Raw genomic sequence first — 17,252 nt, 5'->3', positions numbered from 1 at the left:
ACACACGTTGGCGGAGAGCGCGAGGACTGATGAGCGGGTTGGACAACATGAATTCAGGCATGACCGGGTCGGCGGAATACAGCGCTCGGCGAGTTTTGCCCGACGCACCGTTGCTCGCCGCGGCGACCGGACGCACTCCGAGTCGACGGCCGGTGTGGTTCATGCGCCAGGCCGGACGTTCATTGCCGGAGTATCGCGAGATCCGCGCGGGGATCGGCATGTTGGAGTCGTGTTTCGATCCGGCGCTGGTCTGTGAGATCACGATGCAGCCGGTGCGTCGTCACGATGTAGACGCGGCAATCCTGTTCTCGGACATCGTTGTTCCGCTCAAGGCTGCGGGAATCGATCTCGACATCGTTGCCGGCGTCGGACCGGTGGTTGCCAATCCGATTCGCTCCATCGCCGACGTCGCGGCCCTCCCTCGATTGGTTCCCGAAGAGGTCGGGGCGATCGCGCAGGCCGTTCGACTTCTCACCACCGAGTTGGGCTCGACTCCGCTGATCGGCTTTGCCGGAGCGCCGTTCACCTTGGCGTCGTATCTGGTCGAGGGTGGTCCGAGCCGGAACCACGAGAAGACCAAGGCGCTCATGCACTCCGATCCGAAGACCTGGCACGCGTTGCTCGGAAGCCTGGCAGACACCACGATCTGCTTCCTGCAGACGCAGCTCAAGGCGGGTGTCGACGCGGTTCAGCTGTTCGACTCGTGGGCCGGCGCGCTCTCGCTGGCCGATTACCGGGAATTTGTTCTCCCACATTCCGAACGGGTGTTTGCCGAGGTTGCAGCTGCCGGCGTTCCGCGTATCCACTTCGGTGTCGGAACCGGTGAACTTCTCGGCGCGATGGGGGAGGCAGGTGCCGACGTCGTGGGTGTCGACTGGCGGATTCCGCTCGACGTCGCGGCCGGTCGTGTCGGTCCGGGCAAGGCGCTGCAGGGCAATCTCGATCCCGCTGTACTGTTCGCGGGCCCCGAGGTGATCGATCGTGAGGTGCGCCGGATCGCCGCTGAAGGTGACCGCGCGATCGAAGCCGGTGCCATCGGCCACATCTTCAACCTCGGCCATGGAGTTCTTCCCGACACCGATCCCACGGCGATCACCTCGGCGGTGGAGCTGGTGCACTCGCTGTGACAACCACTCGGCCGTCGGTCGCGGTGATCGGAGGCGGAATCTCCGGTCTGGTTGCCGCGTACCGGCTTCGGCGCAGTCTGGGCTCCGTTGCCGACATCACGGTCGTCGACGACTCTCCGCGACTGGGCGGGAAGCTGCGAACGATTGATCTTGGCGGTGGCCCGATCGACATCGGCGCCGAGGCGTTCATCGCCCGTCGGCCCGAAGTCCCTGCGCTTCTCGCCGAGCTGGGACTGACCGATCAGATCGTTTACCCAGCGGGGTTGAGCCCGTTGATCTGGTCCCAGGGCTCACTGAATCGACTTCCTGCCGGAACCCTGATGGGAATCCCGGCATCGTCCGAGTCGGTGAGAGATCTAGTCGACGAGCAGACACTGTCGCGCATAGCTGCCGAACCAGGCGCTCCGTTCGAGTGGACCCGCGGTTCCGATTGCAGTGTTGCCGAACTGGTTTCACAGCGATTCGGTGATCAGGTGGTCAGCCGATCGGTGGATCCGCTTCTCGGCGGGGTGTACTCGGGCCTGGCGGAGACCATCGGAGTGCGTGCAGCTTTGCCGACACTCGCTGCGGCGCTCGATGCGGGCGCTCAGAGCCTCACGGATGCAGTTGCAGCCGCAGTGCCGACACCTGCACCCGGACCAGTGTTCGGAGCGCTCAGGGACGGTTACGGCATCTTGCTCGATGCGCTGCGGCAGGCCGCCGACGCGACGTTCGTCCGCGGCGAGGCTTCCGGGTTACGCAGGGACGGGAAAGGTTGGAACGTCGATCCGCTCGGCAGCGTCGACGCGGTGATTCTGGCTGTTCCGGCGCCGCGCGCAGCGGTGCTGTTGGCCGGCGTCGATGCGGATATTGCGCGTATCGCGTCGCGGATCGAACTGGCGTCGTCCGCGGTGGTGGCGCTCCGCCTGCCCGGTCAGGCCGACCTTCCGCAGAATTCGGGGATCCTGGTTGCCACCGACGCCGACCTGACCGCCAAGGCGTTCACGCTGTCGAGCCGAAAGTGGACGCACCTCGCTGATCGCGGCGAGCATCTCGTTCGGGTGTCGTTCGGTCGATTCGGCGCATCGGAGATCGTCGACCGGCCGGATGGTGAACTGATCGAACTTGCGCGCGCCGATCTCGAGACCGTGACCGGAATCACCGAGGAGCCAGGAGCGAGCTTCGTACAGCGGTGGCACGGCGGTCTTCCCCAGTACTCCCCAGGTCACACGGAAATCGTGGCTGAAATCGAGTCCGGGATGACGCAGTTCGACGGCCTCGAAGTGGCCGGGTCGTGGCTGCACGGCGTCGGGGTTCCGGCGTGTGTCGCAGTCGGCACGACGGCGGCTACACGGATATTCGAGCGAGTGGCACGATAGACCCATGGCACGCCTTGATTTCGACAAACTGAACTCTGAAATCCGTTACCTCATGTTCTCCGTGTTCCAGGTGGAACCCGGTGTGCTGGGCGATGATCGGGAAGCTGCGGTCAAGGACGCCCGCTTGTTCTTCGAGGGTCTCGAAGACAAGGGCGTCGTGGTTCGCGGCGTCTACGACGTCGCCGGCTTGCGCGCCGACGCGGACTTCATGATCTGGACCCACGCGGCCAGCATCGAGGAACTTCAGGCCGCGTACGCGGATTTCCGCCGCACCACCGTCCTCGGACAGGCCAGTGCTCCCATCTGGAGCAACTCGGCGGTGCACCGCCCCGCGGAGTTCAACAAGAGCCACGTGCCCTCGTTCATCGCGGGTGAGGATCCGGGCGACTACATCTGCGTTTACCCGTTCGTCCGCTCGTACGAGTGGTACCTGCTCCCCGACGAGGAGCGTCGCAAGATGCTCGCCGATCACGGTATGGCTGCTCGTTCGTACAAGGACGTTCGCGCCAACACGGTCCCGGCCTTCGCTCTGGGGGACTACGAGTGGATTCTCGCGTTCGAAGCGCCTGAGCTCATCCGTATCGTCGATCTGATGCGCGATCTGCGTGCCACCGAAGCTCGCTTGCACGTTCGCGAAGAGGTGCCGTTCTTCACCGGGCCGCGCGTGGACATCGAGAAGCTGGTCCTTTCCCTACCCTGATCTACTTCGAAAGTAGTTTCTGTGACAACTGCACCGAACCGGCGTCGTCAACACATGTCCCATTGGGGAATGTTCACCGCCGAATCGGTCGCCGGCGAGGTGACCGCCGTGCATCCGTACGAGGGTGATTCGAATCCCTCGCCGATGCTCGGGAACCTCGCCGGTTCGGTGCGCAGTCGGGCTCGCGTTTCGGGCCCGGCGGTGCGCCGCGGTTGGCTCGAGAACGGGCCTGGTCCCAGCGACCGACGTGGAGCGGACGAGTTCGTCTCGGTCTCGTGGGACGAACTGACCGAACTCCTCTCCCGCGAGTTGCGTCGCGTGGTCGACACGCACGGGAACAAAGCGATCTTCGGCGGCTCGTACGGCTGGGCCAGCGCCGGTCGATTCCATCACGCGCAGAGCCAAGTTCACCGATTTCTGAATCAGCTGGGTGGATACACCAAGTCGGTCCACAGCTACTCGCTCGGTGCCACCGGTGTCATCATGCCGCGTGTGGTCGGAACACACTGGAAGTTGTTCGCGCGCTCCACGTCGTGGCACGTCATCGCCAAGCACTCCGATCTTCTCGTCTCGTTCGGGGGAGTACCGATCAAGAACACCGGCGTCAATGCCGGTGGTACGAGCGATCATCCGACGCGCGGGGCGCTCGACGCATTTCGTGCCCGCGGCGGAAAGATCGTCTCCTTCAGTCCGTTGCGCGACGACGTCGATGGCGACTGCGAGTGGATCGCACCCGTTCCGGGAACCGACGTGGCAATCATGCTTGCCCTGGCGTTTGTCCTGGCGTCGGAGGACCTGCACGATCGCGATTTCCTGAACCGCTTCTGCGTCGGCTACGAACGCTTCGAGGATTACCTGCTCGGACGTGCCGACGGTGTACCGAAGGATCCGCGCTGGGCGCAGAAGATCTCCGGGGTGCCGGCGGAGTTCATCACCGACCTGGCTCGGAGAATGGCGTCCGGCCGGACGCTGGTGACCGTCACGTGGTCGTTGCAACGCATCAAACACGGTGAACAGGCACCGTGGATGGGCGTGACACTCGCCGCGATGCTCGGCCAATTCGGGCTTGCGGGTGGCGGTTTCGGCCACGGCTACGGTTCGATGAACGAGCCGGGTCTGGCTCCGGTGCCGTATCCGTTGCCGACCTTCTCGCAAGGTGTGAATCCGGTGCCCGATTTCATTCCGGTGGCCGCGATCTCCGATCTCTTGCTCTCGCCCGGCGAGGAGTTCGACTACGACGGCAGGCGCCTGACCTATCCGGATATTCGGTTGGTCTACTGGGCCGGTGGCAATCCGTTTCACCACCACCAGGATCTCCCGAGGCTGAGACGAGCATTTGCGCGTCCGGACACGATCGTCGTTCACGATCCCTACTGGACGCCGATGGCTCGCAATGCCGACATCGTTGTCCCGTCGACAACGTCGCTCGAACGAAATGACCTGAGCTGCACACGAAATGATCCACTTCTGGTCGCGATGCAGCAAGTAGTTCCACCTTTCGCGAATTCGCGAGACGACTACGACACGTTTGCCGCTCTGGCTTCTGCGCTCGGATTCGGGGAGCAGTTCACCGAGGGGAGATCCTCACAGGAGTGGATCGAGCATCTCTACGGTCAATGGCGGCCGTTCGTCGATGCAGACGGCGGCAACACACCGACGTTCGAGGATTTCTGGTCGGACGGGCACTACCGGATGCGAACCGAAGACAACCTCGTGCTCTTCGGTGACTTCCGCGAGGACCCCGAGAAGTATCCGCTCTCGACTCCGAGTGGGAAGATCGAGATCTTCTCCGAGACCATCGAGTCTTTCGGCTACGACGACTGCGCCGGCCATCCGCGCTGGTACGAGCCCGACGAGTGGCTGGGTGGACCACGGGCCACGCAATTCCCGCTTCACTTGATCGCCAACCAGCCCAAGACGCGCCTGCACAGCCAACTCGATCACGGCGCTGCGAGCCAGGCATCGAAGATTCAGGGACGCGAGCCGATTCGTATGCACCCCGATGCAGCTGCCGCGCGCGGCGTGTCGGCTGGGGACGTGGTGCGCGTATTCAACGATCGCGGGGCGTGCCTGGCTGGTGTGATCGTCGATTCGGATTTGCGGAGCGACGTCGTCCAGTTGTCGACCGGGGCGTGGTACGACCCGCTCGATCCTGCCGATCCCGATTCGCTGTGTGTTCACGGAAATCCCAACGTTCTTACGCCGGACGTCGGCACGTCTTCGCTTTCGCACGGGTGCACCGGCCAGCACGTTCTGGTGCAGATCGAGAAATTCGAAGGTGTTCTGCCGCCGGTCAAGGCGTTCGATCCGCCCGTGCTTCGTTCGCGCTGACGGAACCGATCGGCCACCTCCCGCGTCGAACCTCGTGAGCGCCTGAATCAGGTGTCACGATCTATCGAAGGTGGGGGCCATCGTGAGTGGGGCGGATGTTGGTTCGATGAGGGGACACGTCGAAGTTCTTCGGGCTCAGATCGATTCGATGCAGGTTGATCTGTTGGAGCGAACGCGATCGCTGGCGGATATGCAGGAGAAGATCGCACGAGCAACGGCGAGCGCGCGCTCGAGTGATGGCAGCGTGGAAGTCGTCGTAGACGCTTCGGGGGCGACCGTGGGAGTCACCCTCTCCGGGAGCGCTTACGGCAAGCATTCGCCGGTGGCGTTGGGAAATCTGATCCTGGCCACGGCCACATCTGCGGCGGAGGACATGCGCCGACAGATTGCCGAGATGTCGAGGCCGTTCACCGAAGCGGCCAGGATCGATTTGCCTGACCTCGTTCCCGGTGTGCTCGGATTGCGTGAGATTCTCGCGCCTCGTCCGGCGTCGGTGCCGGTCGGCGGCGACGAGCACTGGGACCGCACCGTTCTGAGGAGCTCCGGCAATGTCTGAACTGGACGTGGACGTGGCCGCGATGGGAAGTGCTGCACCAGCATTCGAGGTGGTCGCTGCCGATCTCGACGAGGCGCGGAGTGCTCTGGAAACAGTGGCCGGCGCCGAAGAGGGGTGTTGGGGCGCTGACCAGTTCGGAACCGCATTCTCGGACGCGTATGTTCCCGGTGCGGAGTCAGCAGTCGGCGGGATGACACTGGTCGCGGGCGCGCTCCGCGAATTGACTGCCACGCTGATCGAGATCACCGATCGTTTCGAATCGATCGACACCTCGCTTGCCGACGACATGGCGGGTGGGCTCTGATGGGACTCGAGATTCCAGGCTGGTTACAGGCGGTTGCGTCGGTTGCGGTGGGCAGTGACTGGCCGCAAGGAGACGAAACGGCACTGTGGAGGTTGGGTGATGCCTGGTCAGGCGCGGCTGATCGGATCGAGGCTTCGGCCGCTGCCGGTGGTTACGGATTGCAAACAGTACTGGCATCGATCGACGGTCGAGCCGGCGACTCGTTGTCTCGGTATTGGTCGGAGGCCGGGGGAGTTGCGGAGGTCTTCGAGCGGTTGTCCTCTGCCGCGGCCGAACTGGGTCAGTCATGCACCGATACCGGCACGGACATCGAGTACACCAAACTGTCGATCCTCGCGGCGCTGGGCGCACTTGCGCTCGAGATTGCCGCCATGGTGGCGGCGGCTGTCCCGACACTGGGTGCGAGTACCGCCGGAATCGTGGCGGCTGAGGTGGCAACAACACTCACGGTCCGAATGCTGTTGCAGCAATTGTTGATACGAGTGATCGAGGCTGCAGCAGTGGAAGCTGCCGCTGCCGTCTTCTCCGGCCTCGCCATTCAACTCGGGCAGATGACGATGGATCATCGCCAGTCGATCGACGGTGGCAAGGTCGTGACCGAGGGGCGCGACGGTTTCATCAAGGGACTTGCGAACGGAGGGTTGAAGACGACGCCGGATCGTGTCGGCCCCGACCCGAACCCGCTCCCGACCGGTTCGAGATTGCAGCAGATCGCGCGGGGGGCTTTCGACGATGCGGTATCGGGAGCGTCCGCTGCGATCGTGACGAAGGAAGTCACGGGCGGCGATGCCTCGTTGACGGACATCACGTCCGGCGCGATCGGTGGTGGGATCGGGTCAGTCAAGGACGGTCTTGTCGCTCGAAACGAGGGCCTGAACGCTGCTGGTCTGAGCCCGACTGCGCTGAACTGGGACTTCTGAGTTGAAGTCTCGAATCGTGGGCTACCAGTGACACGGGGTAGCCCACGACCTGGCTACTGAGCGACACGGGGTAGCCCACGACCTGGCTACTGAGCGACACGGGGCAGCCCACGACCTGGCTACTGAGCGACACGGGGCAGCCCACGACCTGGCTACTGAGCGGGCTTGAGAACCAGCGAGATCGAGTTGATGCAGTACCGCTGATCGGTCGGCGTCGGGTATCCCTCGCCCTCGAAGACGTGACCGAGGTGGCTGTGGCACTTCTTGCAGATGACCTCGACACGGCGCATCCCGAGTGAGCTGTCTTCCTTCAGGATCACGGCATCCGAATCCGCCGGATCGAAGAAGGACGGCCACCCGCAGTGCGATTCGAACTTTTCGGTGCTGCGGAACAGTTCGGCTCCGCACGCACGGCAGGAGTAAACGCCTTCCGTGGTGGTGTCGGTGTACTCGCCGACGAAGGGGCGTTCGGTGCCGGCTTGGCGCAGGACGGCGAACTCCTCCGGAGTCAGCTTTTCGCGCCACTCGCTCTCGGTGTACGTGACCTCAGGTGTGCTGTCGATGCCATCGTGTGAAGAACTCATGCCTCCACGCTAATGCTTTGTCGCCGTTTCGGCTTCGTCGGCAGGTGAGACGGTATCGAGCGGGGGATCGAGGAGGTAGGCGGGATCGATTCCGCGATCCAAGCGGCCCTCGCGACGCGCGACCAGATACCGGTATCCGAGGACACAGAAGATCACGATCAGCAGAAGGCTCCAGCCGAGGGTGCTCTTGGTGTATTCGGCTGCCCGGCCGAAGGTCGGCCAGCGGTTCGACCACCAGCTGTCGAATGTCATGAAGCCGTAGACGGCGAGCCACGCCGGCCAGTTCCGCATGACCGAGTTCTTGAGCACCACGGACATCAACAGCGGCAACAGCATCATCGAGTAGTACATCTGGCCGAGCGATGGCAGCAGGAACGACGCGGTCATGATCACACCGGTCGCGGTGGTGAGGAAGAAGAGTTCGTCGTTGCGGTAATAGCGGTACAGAAGCCACAGAGAGACGACGACCATGGCGGCCAACACGACGCGCAACAGCAGGATCAACCATTCGGGCAGACCGAAGTAAGCGCCGTTTCCGACAATCGAACTGTTGAAGTAGTCACGAGATTCGAGCAGGTACGGCACGGTGCGGCGGACGAAGTCCATCGGATCCGACGCAAGCGGCCATGCCACGACCGTGAGAATGAACGGGATGCCCAGGGCGGTGACGAGCACCTTCCACTGACCGCGAACGAGCGGCAGCAGGAGCAGTGGCGCGAGAGTGGGTTTCACTGCGATGGTGAGACCGATCGCGGCGCCGGCCCACAGATCCTTCTTGCGCATCAGCAGCAGGAGGAAGGCAACTTCGCCGAGCAGTACGAGGCCGTTGATGTTGGTGAACACCAACGTGTTGGTGACCGTCTCCGACATGAAAGCGCCGAGCACCAGAATCGGCGCCGCGATGGAACTGATCGTCAGGTCGAACAAGCGCAACAGCAGGTAGAGAGCCACGAGAATGGCGACGGCATTGACACCGATGAACAGCCACCGCGAGCGCTCGGGATCGAGGATCGCCAGGGGTGCCATCAACAAGGAACCCGATGGTGGGTACAGATAATGGGGGTCTACGGAGTTGAAATCTGCGGTGTAGACGTCGCGCCCGTTCCAGAACGCCAGCGCGGCGTTGTAGACCGGTCGGAAGTCATCGGTGATGGCGCCGTTGACTGCTGTGACGATGACACGATTGAGCACGGTCATCACGGCGATCGGCCACAAAACGAAGTTGACGACTTGTTGGGTTGTCCGCCCGGTACGCGGCTCGAGCTGTCGAAGGAACACTTCGGCACGGTACACCGGAGCAGGGTGTGATCGGGGGATGCACCCCTTTTCGGTCGTGGTGGACAAGCGCCCGAGTCAGGCCGGGCACACGCTTCCGTTGCTGGGCAGGGAGGCGTCGGTGAGGTATGCCCTCATCGCCTGCTGCGCGCAGGTGGATTGTGCCGCGGGGTGACCTGCACCCTGCCAGTCCAGGGTTGCGAAGCGCGACCCCGCGTTGGTCACGACGCCGGTGACGGTCGAGAGTCCGGAGTTCCCGACGGCCGGGTCGCCCTGACCGCTCAGCACGAGGACGGCGGGCTTCAACTGATTCGGCAGGGGAGAGTTGGCGGTCGACGGCCAGCTGGCGCACGCGAGCAAACCGAGCGCGGCTTCTCGACCGAATACCGGATAGTTGGTGCCCCAGGTGTCCGCCAGTTCGCGGACGCGCCCGATCCCCGGCCACTGCATGCCGTCGGTGCATCGTCCGATGAACTGGCCGTCACCGTCCACCTCGTTCTCTGCCCGGGCGGCGCGCTCTCGAATCGGCGAAGCGTTGCCGGTACCGAGCGCGGACAGAGCGTCTGAGAGCGAGCGGGTCTCTTGCTCTCGGTTGGTTCCGGCAGTCCACAGGCTCGCCGAAATCGCGTTCGACACCGCAGCGGCGGACAGCGGCTGGAATTCATCGGCCCGAGCGCGCTCCATCAAGTCCGTGACCGCCTTCTTCGGATCAGGTCCGAGCGAGCACCCCAGCGCCACACATCGCTGAGCGAATGCGGTCAACGCCGCTTCCTCGCCCTGCACGCGGCTCTCTGCCTCGGTGGCAGCGTCCGTGGCCACCGGAGCGGGAGAATCGAGGATCAACCTCGCGAGGTTGTCGGGGTGGGCTGCCGCGTAGCTCAGCGCGATGTCCGAGCCGGACCCTGCCGACCACAGAGCGATGGTCTCGACGCCCCACCGCGTACGTAGAGCGTCGATGTCCTCGGCCGCGGAGTCCGCGCCGAACTTCAGTTCTTGAGGATCGAGATAGTCGGTACAGGCGATGGTTGCATCGTGACCGAGAGCGGCGACCGCGTCGGCGGCGTCGCCGGTGGAGTCCGCGTCGAACTGGCCCAGATCGTGAAGGCCGCGCCGAATCTCCGGCGTCATGCAGTCGATTGCGGTGGACCTGTCGATTCCGCGTCGATCCAGGGCAACGACGGGGTGGTCCGCGAGCACCGTCGTCAAGCCGGACGTAGCGAGCATGGCCAGAGAGTTTCCCGACGAACGGTCGGTGCCGGATGTGAACACGATCGGATACGCGTTGGCAGGCGTCGAGGACGTCCGAGCGCGGGTCAAGCCGGCAGTGAAGTTGCCGTCGATGGCGCCGGTCACGTCGATGGGGGCACTGAATTCCGCGCATTCGAGGATGACGCCGGCGCTCGACGCTGCGAGAGCCTGGTCGGCGAGTGACGTGCCGGTGCAGTCTCGCCACGGTATGTCGTCGGTCGGGACGCCGGGGTCAACCGGCGGCGCATCGGGTGACGGTCCCTCGCTCTGGGCAGGGCTGCCGTCGGTGCGGCCTTCGACCGCGACGGCGGGCCGAAGCGACGGCCCGGCGCCGCACGCACAACACGTCGCGAGGACGACGGCCATCAAAGCAACTCTGCGCATGCCGACCAGAGTGCCAGGTTCACCGACGTGGCTGCTGACGAACCCATCGAGTGAGGATCGTGCCGTCCGAATCGCCGAGAATGTGAGCGGGATGCATCGACGTGGGCATTGCATTGGGGGAGAGCGAGATTCGGCCGACTTTGCTCCCCACCAGTTGAGGTGAAGTGGTGATGCAGAGTTCGTCGACGGCATTGTCCTCGATCAACTGCCCGAAAAGTGACGGCCCTCCCTCACACAGCACGCGACGGAGCTTGCGAGCCGACAAGGCCCTGTCGATGTCGCCGCTGCTGACATTCGGTGAGTCCGTCACCTCCACCTGCGCTCCGGCCGACCTCAGCGCTGAAATCGCTGCGCTGTCCGCGGCGCTACCGACAACAAGAATCGGCGGAATTTCGGTATCTCGCAGGAGCCGGCTTTCAGGGTCGATCGACGCGTGCGCCGAGACGACGAGGATCTGTGGGACCGGAGCGAGGCCGCCCGCCTTTCGTCGCGCCCGGGCTGCGTCCGAGATCTGCACACCCCCGTAGTTCTCGGCTCGCGCTGTGCCTGCGCCGACCACGACGACGTCACAAAGTTCGCGCAAGATCCCGAATACCGACTTGTCCGCAGGTGTGCCCAGTCCATGGCTCACTCCGTCGACGGAGACGCACCCGTCGATGCTGGAAACGAAGTTCACGCGCATCCAGGGTTGGGAGAGGTTCTCCGGATAGGCGTACAAGCCGCGGAGTTCGTCTTCGTGGCCTGGTGTGAAGTAGGTCGCAATATCCATACGGTGCACATGAGAGATCACATCACGTAGATACCCTTGACGGATGCATGAACGTCTTGTCGATCGCAGCCCGGTGGTACCCGCCGATCAACTGGTAGCTCAAATGGTGCCTCCCGCAATGTTCGACGAGGTGAGTTTTGCCTCCTACATTCCTGATCCGAAGGAACCGAGCCAGGCAGCTGCTGTCGCCAAGGCCGAGGAATTCTCCAAGCGCGTAACCAAGATCCGTAGTGGTGGACGCCGCGGACTGTTCGGCAAGAAGACCCAGGCGACCGGCGCCGGCCTGTACCTCGACGGCGGGTTCGGTGTCGGTAAGACTCACTTGCTGGCGTCGATCTTCCACAGCGTTCCGTCGCCGAAGGCTTTCGGAACCTTCGTCGAGCTGACACACGTCGTCGGCGCTCTCGGCTTCAACAAAGCGGTCGAAGCGCTCGCCGACCACAGCGTTCTCTGCATCGACGAGTTCGAGCTCGACGATCCGGGCGACACCATGCTCGTCTCTCGCCTCCTTTCGGAGCTTTCCGCGCGCGGCGTGTCTATCGTCGCGACGTCGAACACGCTTCCCGGCCAGCTCGGTGAGGGTCGCTTCGCGGCTCAGGACTTCCTGCGTGAGATCAAGAAGCTCGGCTCGATCTTCGAGACGATTCGCGTCGACGGCCCCGACTACCGTCACCGCGATCTCCCGCCCGCACCGGAGCCCATCTCCTCGGAGGAATTGGTCTCTCGGGCCGAGGCGATCGACGGCGCCACGCTCGACAACTTCGACGAGCTGTGCAAGCACCTCAGCACACTGCATCCGTCGCGCTACAACAAGTTGGTCGAGGGGGTGAAGGCGGTCTTCATCGACGGCGTTCACCCGGCCACGGATCAGTCTGTTGCACTGCGCATCGTGGTTCTCGCCGACCGCTTGTACGACGCGAGCATCCCGGTCACCGTTTCCGGCGCACGCCTCGACGAGATCTTCACCCCCGAGATGCTTGCCGGTGGGTACAAGAAGAAGTACCTGCGCGCGACCTCGCGTCTGCTCGCACTTTCTCGTTTCGAGGTCGCGGCCGGCTGATCAGCAGGCCTGTCAGCTGACGGGGCGCTCCATCACGAAATCGTGGTGGAGTTGTGCCCCCACGAGAAACGTCTTCGTGCCGACCTGGGTGAAGCCATGTTTGGCGTAGAACTTCTGGGCGCGCAGATTTTCCTGATTGACACCCAGCCAGATCCCGGCACTTCCGCTGCGTCGTGCATGGTCGACAACCGCGTCCATCAGGGATGCTGCCGCGCCGGTTCCGTGGTTTCCCGGAAGCACGTACAACTTGCTAAGTTCCGTCGTCGGGCGAAGTGTCACAGCAGCTTTGACGTCCGGGTCGGCGGGCTCGTCGTCGACGAGCATCGCGTAGCCGACGATCGCGCCGTCGCGAATGACCTTGAGAACGGTTCGTGTCGGGTCCGTCAGATACTCGGAGAACTTGTCGACGGATAGGACGTTGTCGATGAAGGCACTGATGTCGTCGTCGGATGCGCCCGGCGGACAAGCCAGCGGAAACGTCACCGCTGCCACGTCGGCGATTGCTTCGGAATCCCAGATTCCGGCCCGGTCAACGGTGATCGTCACGTCAGTTTCTACCTCTCGCGCACATGATTCGGTTGATCAAGTACACCACCTTCGTCGAGCGTGATGCTCAAGCGGCGTTCTCGGCGACCGGCGTCGTGGCTCGTTTCGGTGCGAACGCGGGAGCAAGAACTATCAAGATCGCGCAGAACGCCAGCGGAATCAGGAACCCGATTCGAAGGTCACTGAAGGCAGCGACCGCGCCGACGATGCCGCCGCCGACCACCGTGCCGACGTAATTGAAGAGGTTGATTCGTGCGATCACCGCGTCGACCTGATCCGGGGGAGCCATCCGTCCGGCGGCGCTGAAGCAGATCGGGGCGATCACCGGTACGCCGAGGCCGACGATCAGGAAGCCGGCGATGGCAACGGCGGGAGATTGCGCGAGGACAACGATCGTCATGCCGACCACGCCGATGAGAGAGCCGATCCGCACGACGGTGGTCTCACCGAACTTGCCGACCCAGTAGTCGCCGGTCAGTCGTGCGACCAATGCCGCGATTTGGTACGCCGCCACGGAAAGGGCGGCCGTCCCGGCGTCGGCGAGCAGTTCGTCCTTGACGTACAGCGTCGACCAGTTTCCGACGCTGAAGTCGACCGCATAGAACAATGCCATCGCGACGCCGAGCAGGACGAAGGCGCGGGTGGGTACGGTGAATTTCGCGGTGCTCGTGATGTTTGCATCGGCAACCGGAGACTCGGAGCGATCGAGCAGTTGCGGGCCGAAGGCCAGAAGCATCAGTCCGACAACAACTCCCGCGATCACCTGCGTTATGCGGATCGAGATGTCGAGGCTTGCGGTAGCAGAGATGAACAGAGCGCCGACAATCGCTCCGACGCTCCAGGAAGCATGGAACGAGGAGAGGATGAAGCGGCCCTTGGCGTGTTGGATCGAGACTGCCTGCATGTTGGCGGCGGCGTCGACCATGCCGAGTCCGATGCCGTAGATCGCCAGGAAGACGAAGAACATCGCCGCGTTGGGCGCGATTCCGGTTGCCCCGCCGAAGACTGCGATGACGGCGAGTCCGGTTCGCAGAGTCACCTTGCTCGACGTTCTCACGGCCAGAATCTCGGCGAGCACGCTGCCGAGCCCGGCGATGGCGGACACGGTGACAACCGCAACCACAACCAGTGTCTCGCTCAGCTCGAACAAATCCTTGTACTGCGGCAGCTGCGTCAGAATGGCGGCGAGCAGAAATCCTTGAAGTCCGAAGGCCACCGAAGTGGCGATCCGAGCCCTCGTCAGGGTGCGGGTGTTATCCGTCATCAAGCAGGGCCTTTGTCTCGTTCGTTCGGTTAGGCCGAACGGTACTGGATCTTGATACTGGTCGAGTGTCCAACAAAGCTGCGTGTTTTGCACGGTTCTTTGATTAACTGACCGACATGACTCGGCAGCCGACACCAGAATTTCCGTCTTCCTTCGTCTGGGGAACCGCCACCGCGGCCTACCAAATCGAAGGAGCTGTGGCCGAAGACGGTCGCGGACCGTCGATTTGGGACGAGTTCTGTGACCGCCCCGGTGTAGTCGTCGGGGGCGACACCGGAGCGGTTGCTGCCGATCATTATCACCGCTGGGAATCGGATATCGAGTTGATGAAAGACCTCGGGCTCGACGCTTATCGGCTGTCCCTGTCGTGGTCGCGAATTCTGCCCACCGGATCGGGAGCCGTGAATGCGAAAGGGCTCGACTTCTACGACCGCCTGATCGATCGACTGTGTTCGGTGGGAATTACTCCTGCCGTCACTCTCTTTCACTGGGATCTGCCCCTCGCACTGCAAGAGCAGGGCGGCTGGATGAACCGAGACACCTCGTACCGGCTGGGGGAGTACGCCCAGGTCGTCGGCGAACGGTTGTCCGATCGCGTCGGAATGTGGATGCCGCTCAACGAACCGGTAGTGCACACGCTCTACGGTCATGCCCTGGGAGTTCATGCCCCCGGCCTGGCCTTGGGGTTCGAGGCTTTCCAAGCCGCACATCACCAGCTGCTCGGGCACGGCCTCGCTGTCGAAGCGCTTCGGGCAACCGGATGCACGAACATCGGAATCGCCTCGAACCATGCACCGGTGCGGGCCGCTTCCGATTCCCCGGAAGACGTGATGGCTGCCGACATCTACGACCACGTCGTCAATTGGATGTTCGCCGACCCGGTATTGGTCGGAAAGTACCCCGCCGACGAATTCGCCCAGCTGCTCAGCGGTCCCGTCGACGAGGACTTGAAAATCATCGGGGCGCCGCTCGACTGGTACGGGATCAACTACTACGAGCCGACGATGATTGCCGCTCCGGTGGAAGGCCAGGGGACCGAAGGTGTGCTCGAGGTCGACCTACCGCCGGGCCTGCCCTTTGCGCCTGTCGCGATTACCGGTTATCCCACAACCGATTTCGGATGGCCGATCGTTCCCGAAGGGCTGGGTGAGATCCTGCGGACGTTCCGAGCTCGGTTCGGTGACGCACTGCCGCCGATCTACATCACGGAAAGCGGATGTTCATTCCACGACACACCGGATGCCGCAGGCGTCGTCGAGGACGAAGCGCGAATCGACTACCACGATGCGCACCTTCGCGCCCTCCGATCGGCAATGGACGACGGTGTCGACGTCCGTGGCTATTTTGTGTGGTCACTCCTCGACAACTTCGAGTGGGCAGCCGGCTACCAGGAACGATTCGGCCTGGTCCACGTCGATTTCGATACCCAGAAGCGCACACCGAAGACCTCGTTCGAGTGGTATCGCGCCCTGATCGCCGGGCACAAATCGGCTCAGGTCTGACCTGTGCGGAGGCGGTCCGGGTTGCATTCTCGAACCGGGCCGCCTAGCCTCGTCTCTCATGAAGCGAATTCTCGTAGTAAGCCGCCGTAGCGGGGTCTGAATCGGACCGACCCCTCGCTGCGGGTCGTCTTGCTACCAGTTGGTCCTCCACTTCATTCCAGGAAGACCACGATCATGACTTACAACTTCGCCTTCGCTTCTGATTCTGCCTTCGCTTCTGATTCTTCTTCTACCGCTGCTGATCCTTTCGCGACGCGTCACGGAAAATCTCTGCCAGCCGGCCTGCGCGCCGAATGCTCAGCGATGTCTTGGACCGAGTTCGAGTCCACGTATGCGGCTATGAGCGGCCCGATCCGTTTGGGCGCGTGGTCCTCCGAGAAGATTGCGCCGGGTCGTTGGACTTTCGAAGCGACTCTCGGTCTGGGGGAGCGCATCCAGAAGGCTTCCGCCACCTCGACTGGCGCGATCTCGGCTATGACGTCGATGCTGCACGACGCGGGAATCTCGCTCGAGATCCTGTCTTTCCATCAGCACCAGATCGGCCACCGCACGGCGACGTTCATCTTTACCGAGTGCGACGGCCGTCGGAGCTGGGCGATGGGGATTGCGGAGTCGTCGACTGAGTCCTCGCTGCGCGCGATGACTTCGGCAGCGAACCGCTTCTCTCACTGATCAGCTACATCAATCTGATCAGCTACATCAACCGCAGTACTGACGTGGATTCCCGAGAGGGCTTGCGTCTGTACTGCGGTTGATGTGTTCGGCGCTCGAACGCAAAAAGCCGGAACCCTGAGGTTCCGGCTTCTTGCAATTTCAAATGGTGCGCGATACTGGGATTGAACCAGTGACCTCTTCCGTGTCAGGGAAGCGCTCTCCCGCTGAGCTAATCGCGCGGGTTCTGGAGAAAAATGGAGCGGACGACGGGATTCGAACCCGCGACCCCAACCTTGGCAAGGTTGTGCGCTACCAGCTGCGCCACGTCCGCATGAGCAATGAACTCCGTTACCGGAACTCAGTACTTTTCTAACTTATCAGACCTTCAAGCAGGTCTTGACCATCAGGCCCGAGGGCCTGACGTGGTGCGCGATACTGGGATTGAACCAGTGACCTCTTCCGTGTCAGGGAAGCGCTCTCCCGCTGAGCTAATCGCGCGAGGTGGAGACGGGAATCGAACCCGTGTGCACGGCTTTGCAGGCCGTTGCCTCACCACTCGGCCACTCCACCGTAAAAGGTTGAGTCACACCTCTCGAGCGGACGACGGGATTCGAACCCGCGACCCCAACCTTGGCAAGGTTGTGCGCTACCAGCTGCGCCACGTCCGCAT

General features: G+C 63.1%; 16 protein-coding genes and 5 tRNA genes. 10 read left to right on the top strand and 11 right to left on the bottom strand.

From position 1 onward, the window contains the following. The first annotated feature begins 29 nt into the window (after positions 1–29). The 7 genes from hemE to EEB12_RS02010 all read left to right on the top strand — a co-directional run bounded on the left by hemE (position 30) and on the right by EEB12_RS02010 (position 7,296). Positions 30–1,127: a uroporphyrinogen decarboxylase gene (gene hemE / locus EEB12_RS02040; RefSeq protein ID WP_021334677.1), complete on the top strand. Its 1,098-nt coding sequence runs from the start codon at positions 30–32 to the stop codon at positions 1,125–1,127. After that, positions 1,124–2,485 carry a protoporphyrinogen oxidase gene (locus tag EEB12_RS02035; protein ID WP_141487337.1) on the top strand — a complete coding sequence of 454 codons (1,362 nt, stop codon included), beginning with the start codon at positions 1,124–1,126 and terminating at the stop codon, positions 2,483–2,485. The genes hemE and EEB12_RS02035 overlap by 4 nt, the downstream gene beginning before the upstream one ends. 4 nt (positions 2,486–2,489) lie before the next feature. Next, positions 2,490–3,185, top strand: a complete 696-nt coding sequence (gene hemQ / locus EEB12_RS02030) for a hydrogen peroxide-dependent heme synthase (RefSeq protein ID WP_141487336.1) — start codon at positions 2,490–2,492, stop codon at positions 3,183–3,185. Positions 3,186–3,239: 54 nt separating this feature from the next. Next, a complete protein-coding gene (locus tag EEB12_RS02025) occupies positions 3,240–5,516 on the top strand; it encodes a molybdopterin guanine dinucleotide-containing S/N-oxide reductase (RefSeq protein WP_141487855.1) in 2,277 nt (758 codons plus the stop codon). Positions 5,517–5,598: 82 nt separating this feature from the next. Beyond that, a complete protein-coding gene (locus tag EEB12_RS02020; protein WP_238076725.1) occupies positions 5,599–6,072 on the top strand; it encodes a YbaB/EbfC family nucleoid-associated protein in 474 nt (157 codons plus the stop codon). After that, positions 6,065–6,376: a hypothetical protein gene (locus tag EEB12_RS02015; protein ID WP_019748272.1), complete on the top strand. Its 312-nt coding sequence runs from the start codon at positions 6,065–6,067 to the stop codon at positions 6,374–6,376. The genes EEB12_RS02020 and EEB12_RS02015 overlap by 8 nt, the downstream gene beginning before the upstream one ends. Next, positions 6,376–7,296, top strand: a complete 921-nt coding sequence (locus EEB12_RS02010) for a hypothetical protein (protein WP_141487335.1) — start codon at positions 6,376–6,378, stop codon at positions 7,294–7,296. Before EEB12_RS02015 ends, EEB12_RS02010 begins: the two co-directional genes overlap by 1 nt. Positions 7,297–7,448: 152 nt before the next feature. On the opposite strand, the gene msrB is transcribed toward EEB12_RS02010, so the two are convergent. Genes msrB through EEB12_RS01990 form a run of 4 tightly spaced genes read right to left on the bottom strand, consistent with a single transcriptional unit; the run spans position 7,449 to position 11,556 of the window. After that, the gene (gene msrB / locus EEB12_RS02005; RefSeq protein WP_003942631.1) at positions 7,449–7,880 is read right to left on the bottom strand and encodes a peptide-methionine (R)-S-oxide reductase MsrB; all 432 of its coding nucleotides are present in this window, start codon (positions 7,878–7,880) and stop codon (positions 7,449–7,451) included. A gap of 9 nt (positions 7,881–7,889) precedes the next feature. Further along, positions 7,890–9,173, bottom strand: coding sequence for a glycosyltransferase family 87 protein (locus tag EEB12_RS02000; RefSeq protein ID WP_019748274.1), 1,284 nt, complete (start codon positions 9,171–9,173; stop codon positions 7,890–7,892). A gap of 60 nt (positions 9,174–9,233) precedes the next feature. Continuing rightward, entirely contained in the window at positions 9,234–10,787 is a 1,554-nt protein-coding gene (locus EEB12_RS01995) for an alpha/beta hydrolase (RefSeq protein ID WP_019748275.1), read from the bottom strand. 19 nt (positions 10,788–10,806) lie between these two features. Then, the gene (locus EEB12_RS01990; protein ID WP_020907585.1) at positions 10,807–11,556 is read right to left on the bottom strand and encodes a pyrimidine reductase family protein; all 750 of its coding nucleotides are present in this window, start codon (positions 11,554–11,556) and stop codon (positions 10,807–10,809) included. A 43-nt stretch (positions 11,557–11,599) separates the two neighbouring features. Here EEB12_RS01990 and zapE point away from each other — a divergent pair, with 43 nt between their 5' ends. Further along, positions 11,600–12,616, top strand: a complete 1,017-nt coding sequence (gene zapE / locus EEB12_RS01985; RefSeq protein WP_019748277.1) for a cell division protein ZapE — start codon at positions 11,600–11,602, stop codon at positions 12,614–12,616. 12 nt (positions 12,617–12,628) lie between these two features. On the opposite strand, the gene EEB12_RS01980 is transcribed toward zapE, so the two are convergent. Together EEB12_RS01980 and EEB12_RS01975 are read right to left on the bottom strand one after the other, a co-directional pair. Further along, positions 12,629–13,162: a GNAT family N-acetyltransferase gene (locus EEB12_RS01980; RefSeq protein ID WP_019748278.1), complete on the bottom strand. Its 534-nt coding sequence runs from the start codon at positions 13,160–13,162 to the stop codon at positions 12,629–12,631. A gap of 67 nt (positions 13,163–13,229) precedes the next feature. Beyond that, complete coding sequence (locus tag EEB12_RS01975) at positions 13,230–14,426, bottom strand: MFS transporter (protein WP_141487334.1); 1,197 nt, start codon at positions 14,424–14,426, stop codon at positions 13,230–13,232. A 116-nt stretch (positions 14,427–14,542) separates the two neighbouring features. On the opposite strand from EEB12_RS01975, the gene EEB12_RS01970 reads away from it, so the two are divergent. Beyond that, positions 14,543–15,928 carry a GH1 family beta-glucosidase gene (locus tag EEB12_RS01970; RefSeq protein WP_141487333.1) on the top strand — a complete coding sequence of 462 codons (1,386 nt, stop codon included), beginning with the start codon at positions 14,543–14,545 and terminating at the stop codon, positions 15,926–15,928. A 174-nt stretch (positions 15,929–16,102) separates the two neighbouring features. Continuing rightward, positions 16,103–16,600 carry an alpha-isopropylmalate synthase regulatory domain-containing protein gene (locus EEB12_RS01965; protein WP_070385159.1) on the top strand — a complete coding sequence of 166 codons (498 nt, stop codon included), beginning with the start codon at positions 16,103–16,105 and terminating at the stop codon, positions 16,598–16,600. Between the two features lie 146 nt (positions 16,601–16,746). On the opposite strand, the gene EEB12_RS01960 is transcribed toward EEB12_RS01965, so the two are convergent. From EEB12_RS01960 to EEB12_RS01940, 5 genes are all read right to left on the bottom strand, one after another. Then, positions 16,747–16,821: transfer RNA gene (locus EEB12_RS01960), tRNA-Val, on the bottom strand. 16 nt (positions 16,822–16,837) lie between these two features. Then, positions 16,838–16,913, bottom strand: a tRNA-Gly gene (locus EEB12_RS01955). A 92-nt stretch (positions 16,914–17,005) separates the two neighbouring features. After that, positions 17,006–17,080 (bottom strand) — tRNA-Val (locus EEB12_RS01950). A gap of 1 nt (position 17,081) precedes the next feature. Continuing rightward, a tRNA-Cys gene (locus EEB12_RS01945) sits at positions 17,082–17,152 on the bottom strand. A 25-nt stretch (positions 17,153–17,177) separates the two neighbouring features. After that, a tRNA-Gly gene (locus EEB12_RS01940) sits at positions 17,178–17,250 on the bottom strand. Positions 17,251–17,252: the final 2 nt, after the last annotated feature.

The organism is Rhodococcus sp. WS1 (assembly GCF_003797745.1).
GTDB classification, from domain to species: domain Bacteria; phylum Actinomycetota; class Actinomycetes; order Mycobacteriales; family Mycobacteriaceae; genus Rhodococcus_F; species Rhodococcus_F erythropolis.
This window is presented reverse-complemented; position numbering and strand designations above follow the sequence as displayed.

What these genes read in the sequence shown, in the direction of transcription:
- hemE (WP_021334677.1), top strand. Translation starts at nt 30, where the DNA reads ATGAGCGGGTTGGACAACATGAATTCAGGCATGACCGGGTCGGCGGAA.
- hemQ (WP_141487336.1), top strand. Translation starts at nt 2,490, where the DNA reads ATGGCACGCCTTGATTTCGACAAACTGAACTCTGAAATCCGTTACCTC.
- EEB12_RS02025 (WP_141487855.1), top strand. Translation starts at nt 3,240, where the DNA reads ATGTCCCATTGGGGAATGTTCACCGCCGAATCGGTCGCCGGCGAGGTG.
- EEB12_RS02015 (WP_019748272.1), top strand. Translation starts at nt 6,065, where the DNA reads ATGTCTGAACTGGACGTGGACGTGGCCGCGATGGGAAGTGCTGCACCA.
- EEB12_RS02010 (WP_141487335.1), top strand. Translation starts at nt 6,376, where the DNA reads ATGGGACTCGAGATTCCAGGCTGGTTACAGGCGGTTGCGTCGGTTGCG.
- msrB (WP_003942631.1), bottom strand. Translation starts at nt 7,880, where the DNA reads ATGAGTTCTTCACACGATGGCATCGACAGCACACCTGAGGTCACGTAC.
- EEB12_RS01995 (WP_019748275.1), bottom strand. Translation starts at nt 10,787, where the DNA reads ATGCGCAGAGTTGCTTTGATGGCCGTCGTCCTCGCGACGTGTTGTGCG.
- EEB12_RS01990 (WP_020907585.1), bottom strand. Translation starts at nt 11,556, where the DNA reads ATGGATATTGCGACCTACTTCACACCAGGCCACGAAGACGAACTCCGC.
- zapE (WP_019748277.1), top strand. Translation starts at nt 11,600, where the DNA reads ATGCATGAACGTCTTGTCGATCGCAGCCCGGTGGTACCCGCCGATCAA.
- EEB12_RS01975 (WP_141487334.1), bottom strand. Translation starts at nt 14,426, where the DNA reads ATGACGGATAACACCCGCACCCTGACGAGGGCTCGGATCGCCACTTCG.
- EEB12_RS01970 (WP_141487333.1), top strand. Translation starts at nt 14,543, where the DNA reads ATGACTCGGCAGCCGACACCAGAATTTCCGTCTTCCTTCGTCTGGGGA.
- EEB12_RS01965 (WP_070385159.1), top strand. Translation starts at nt 16,103, where the DNA reads ATGACTTACAACTTCGCCTTCGCTTCTGATTCTGCCTTCGCTTCTGAT.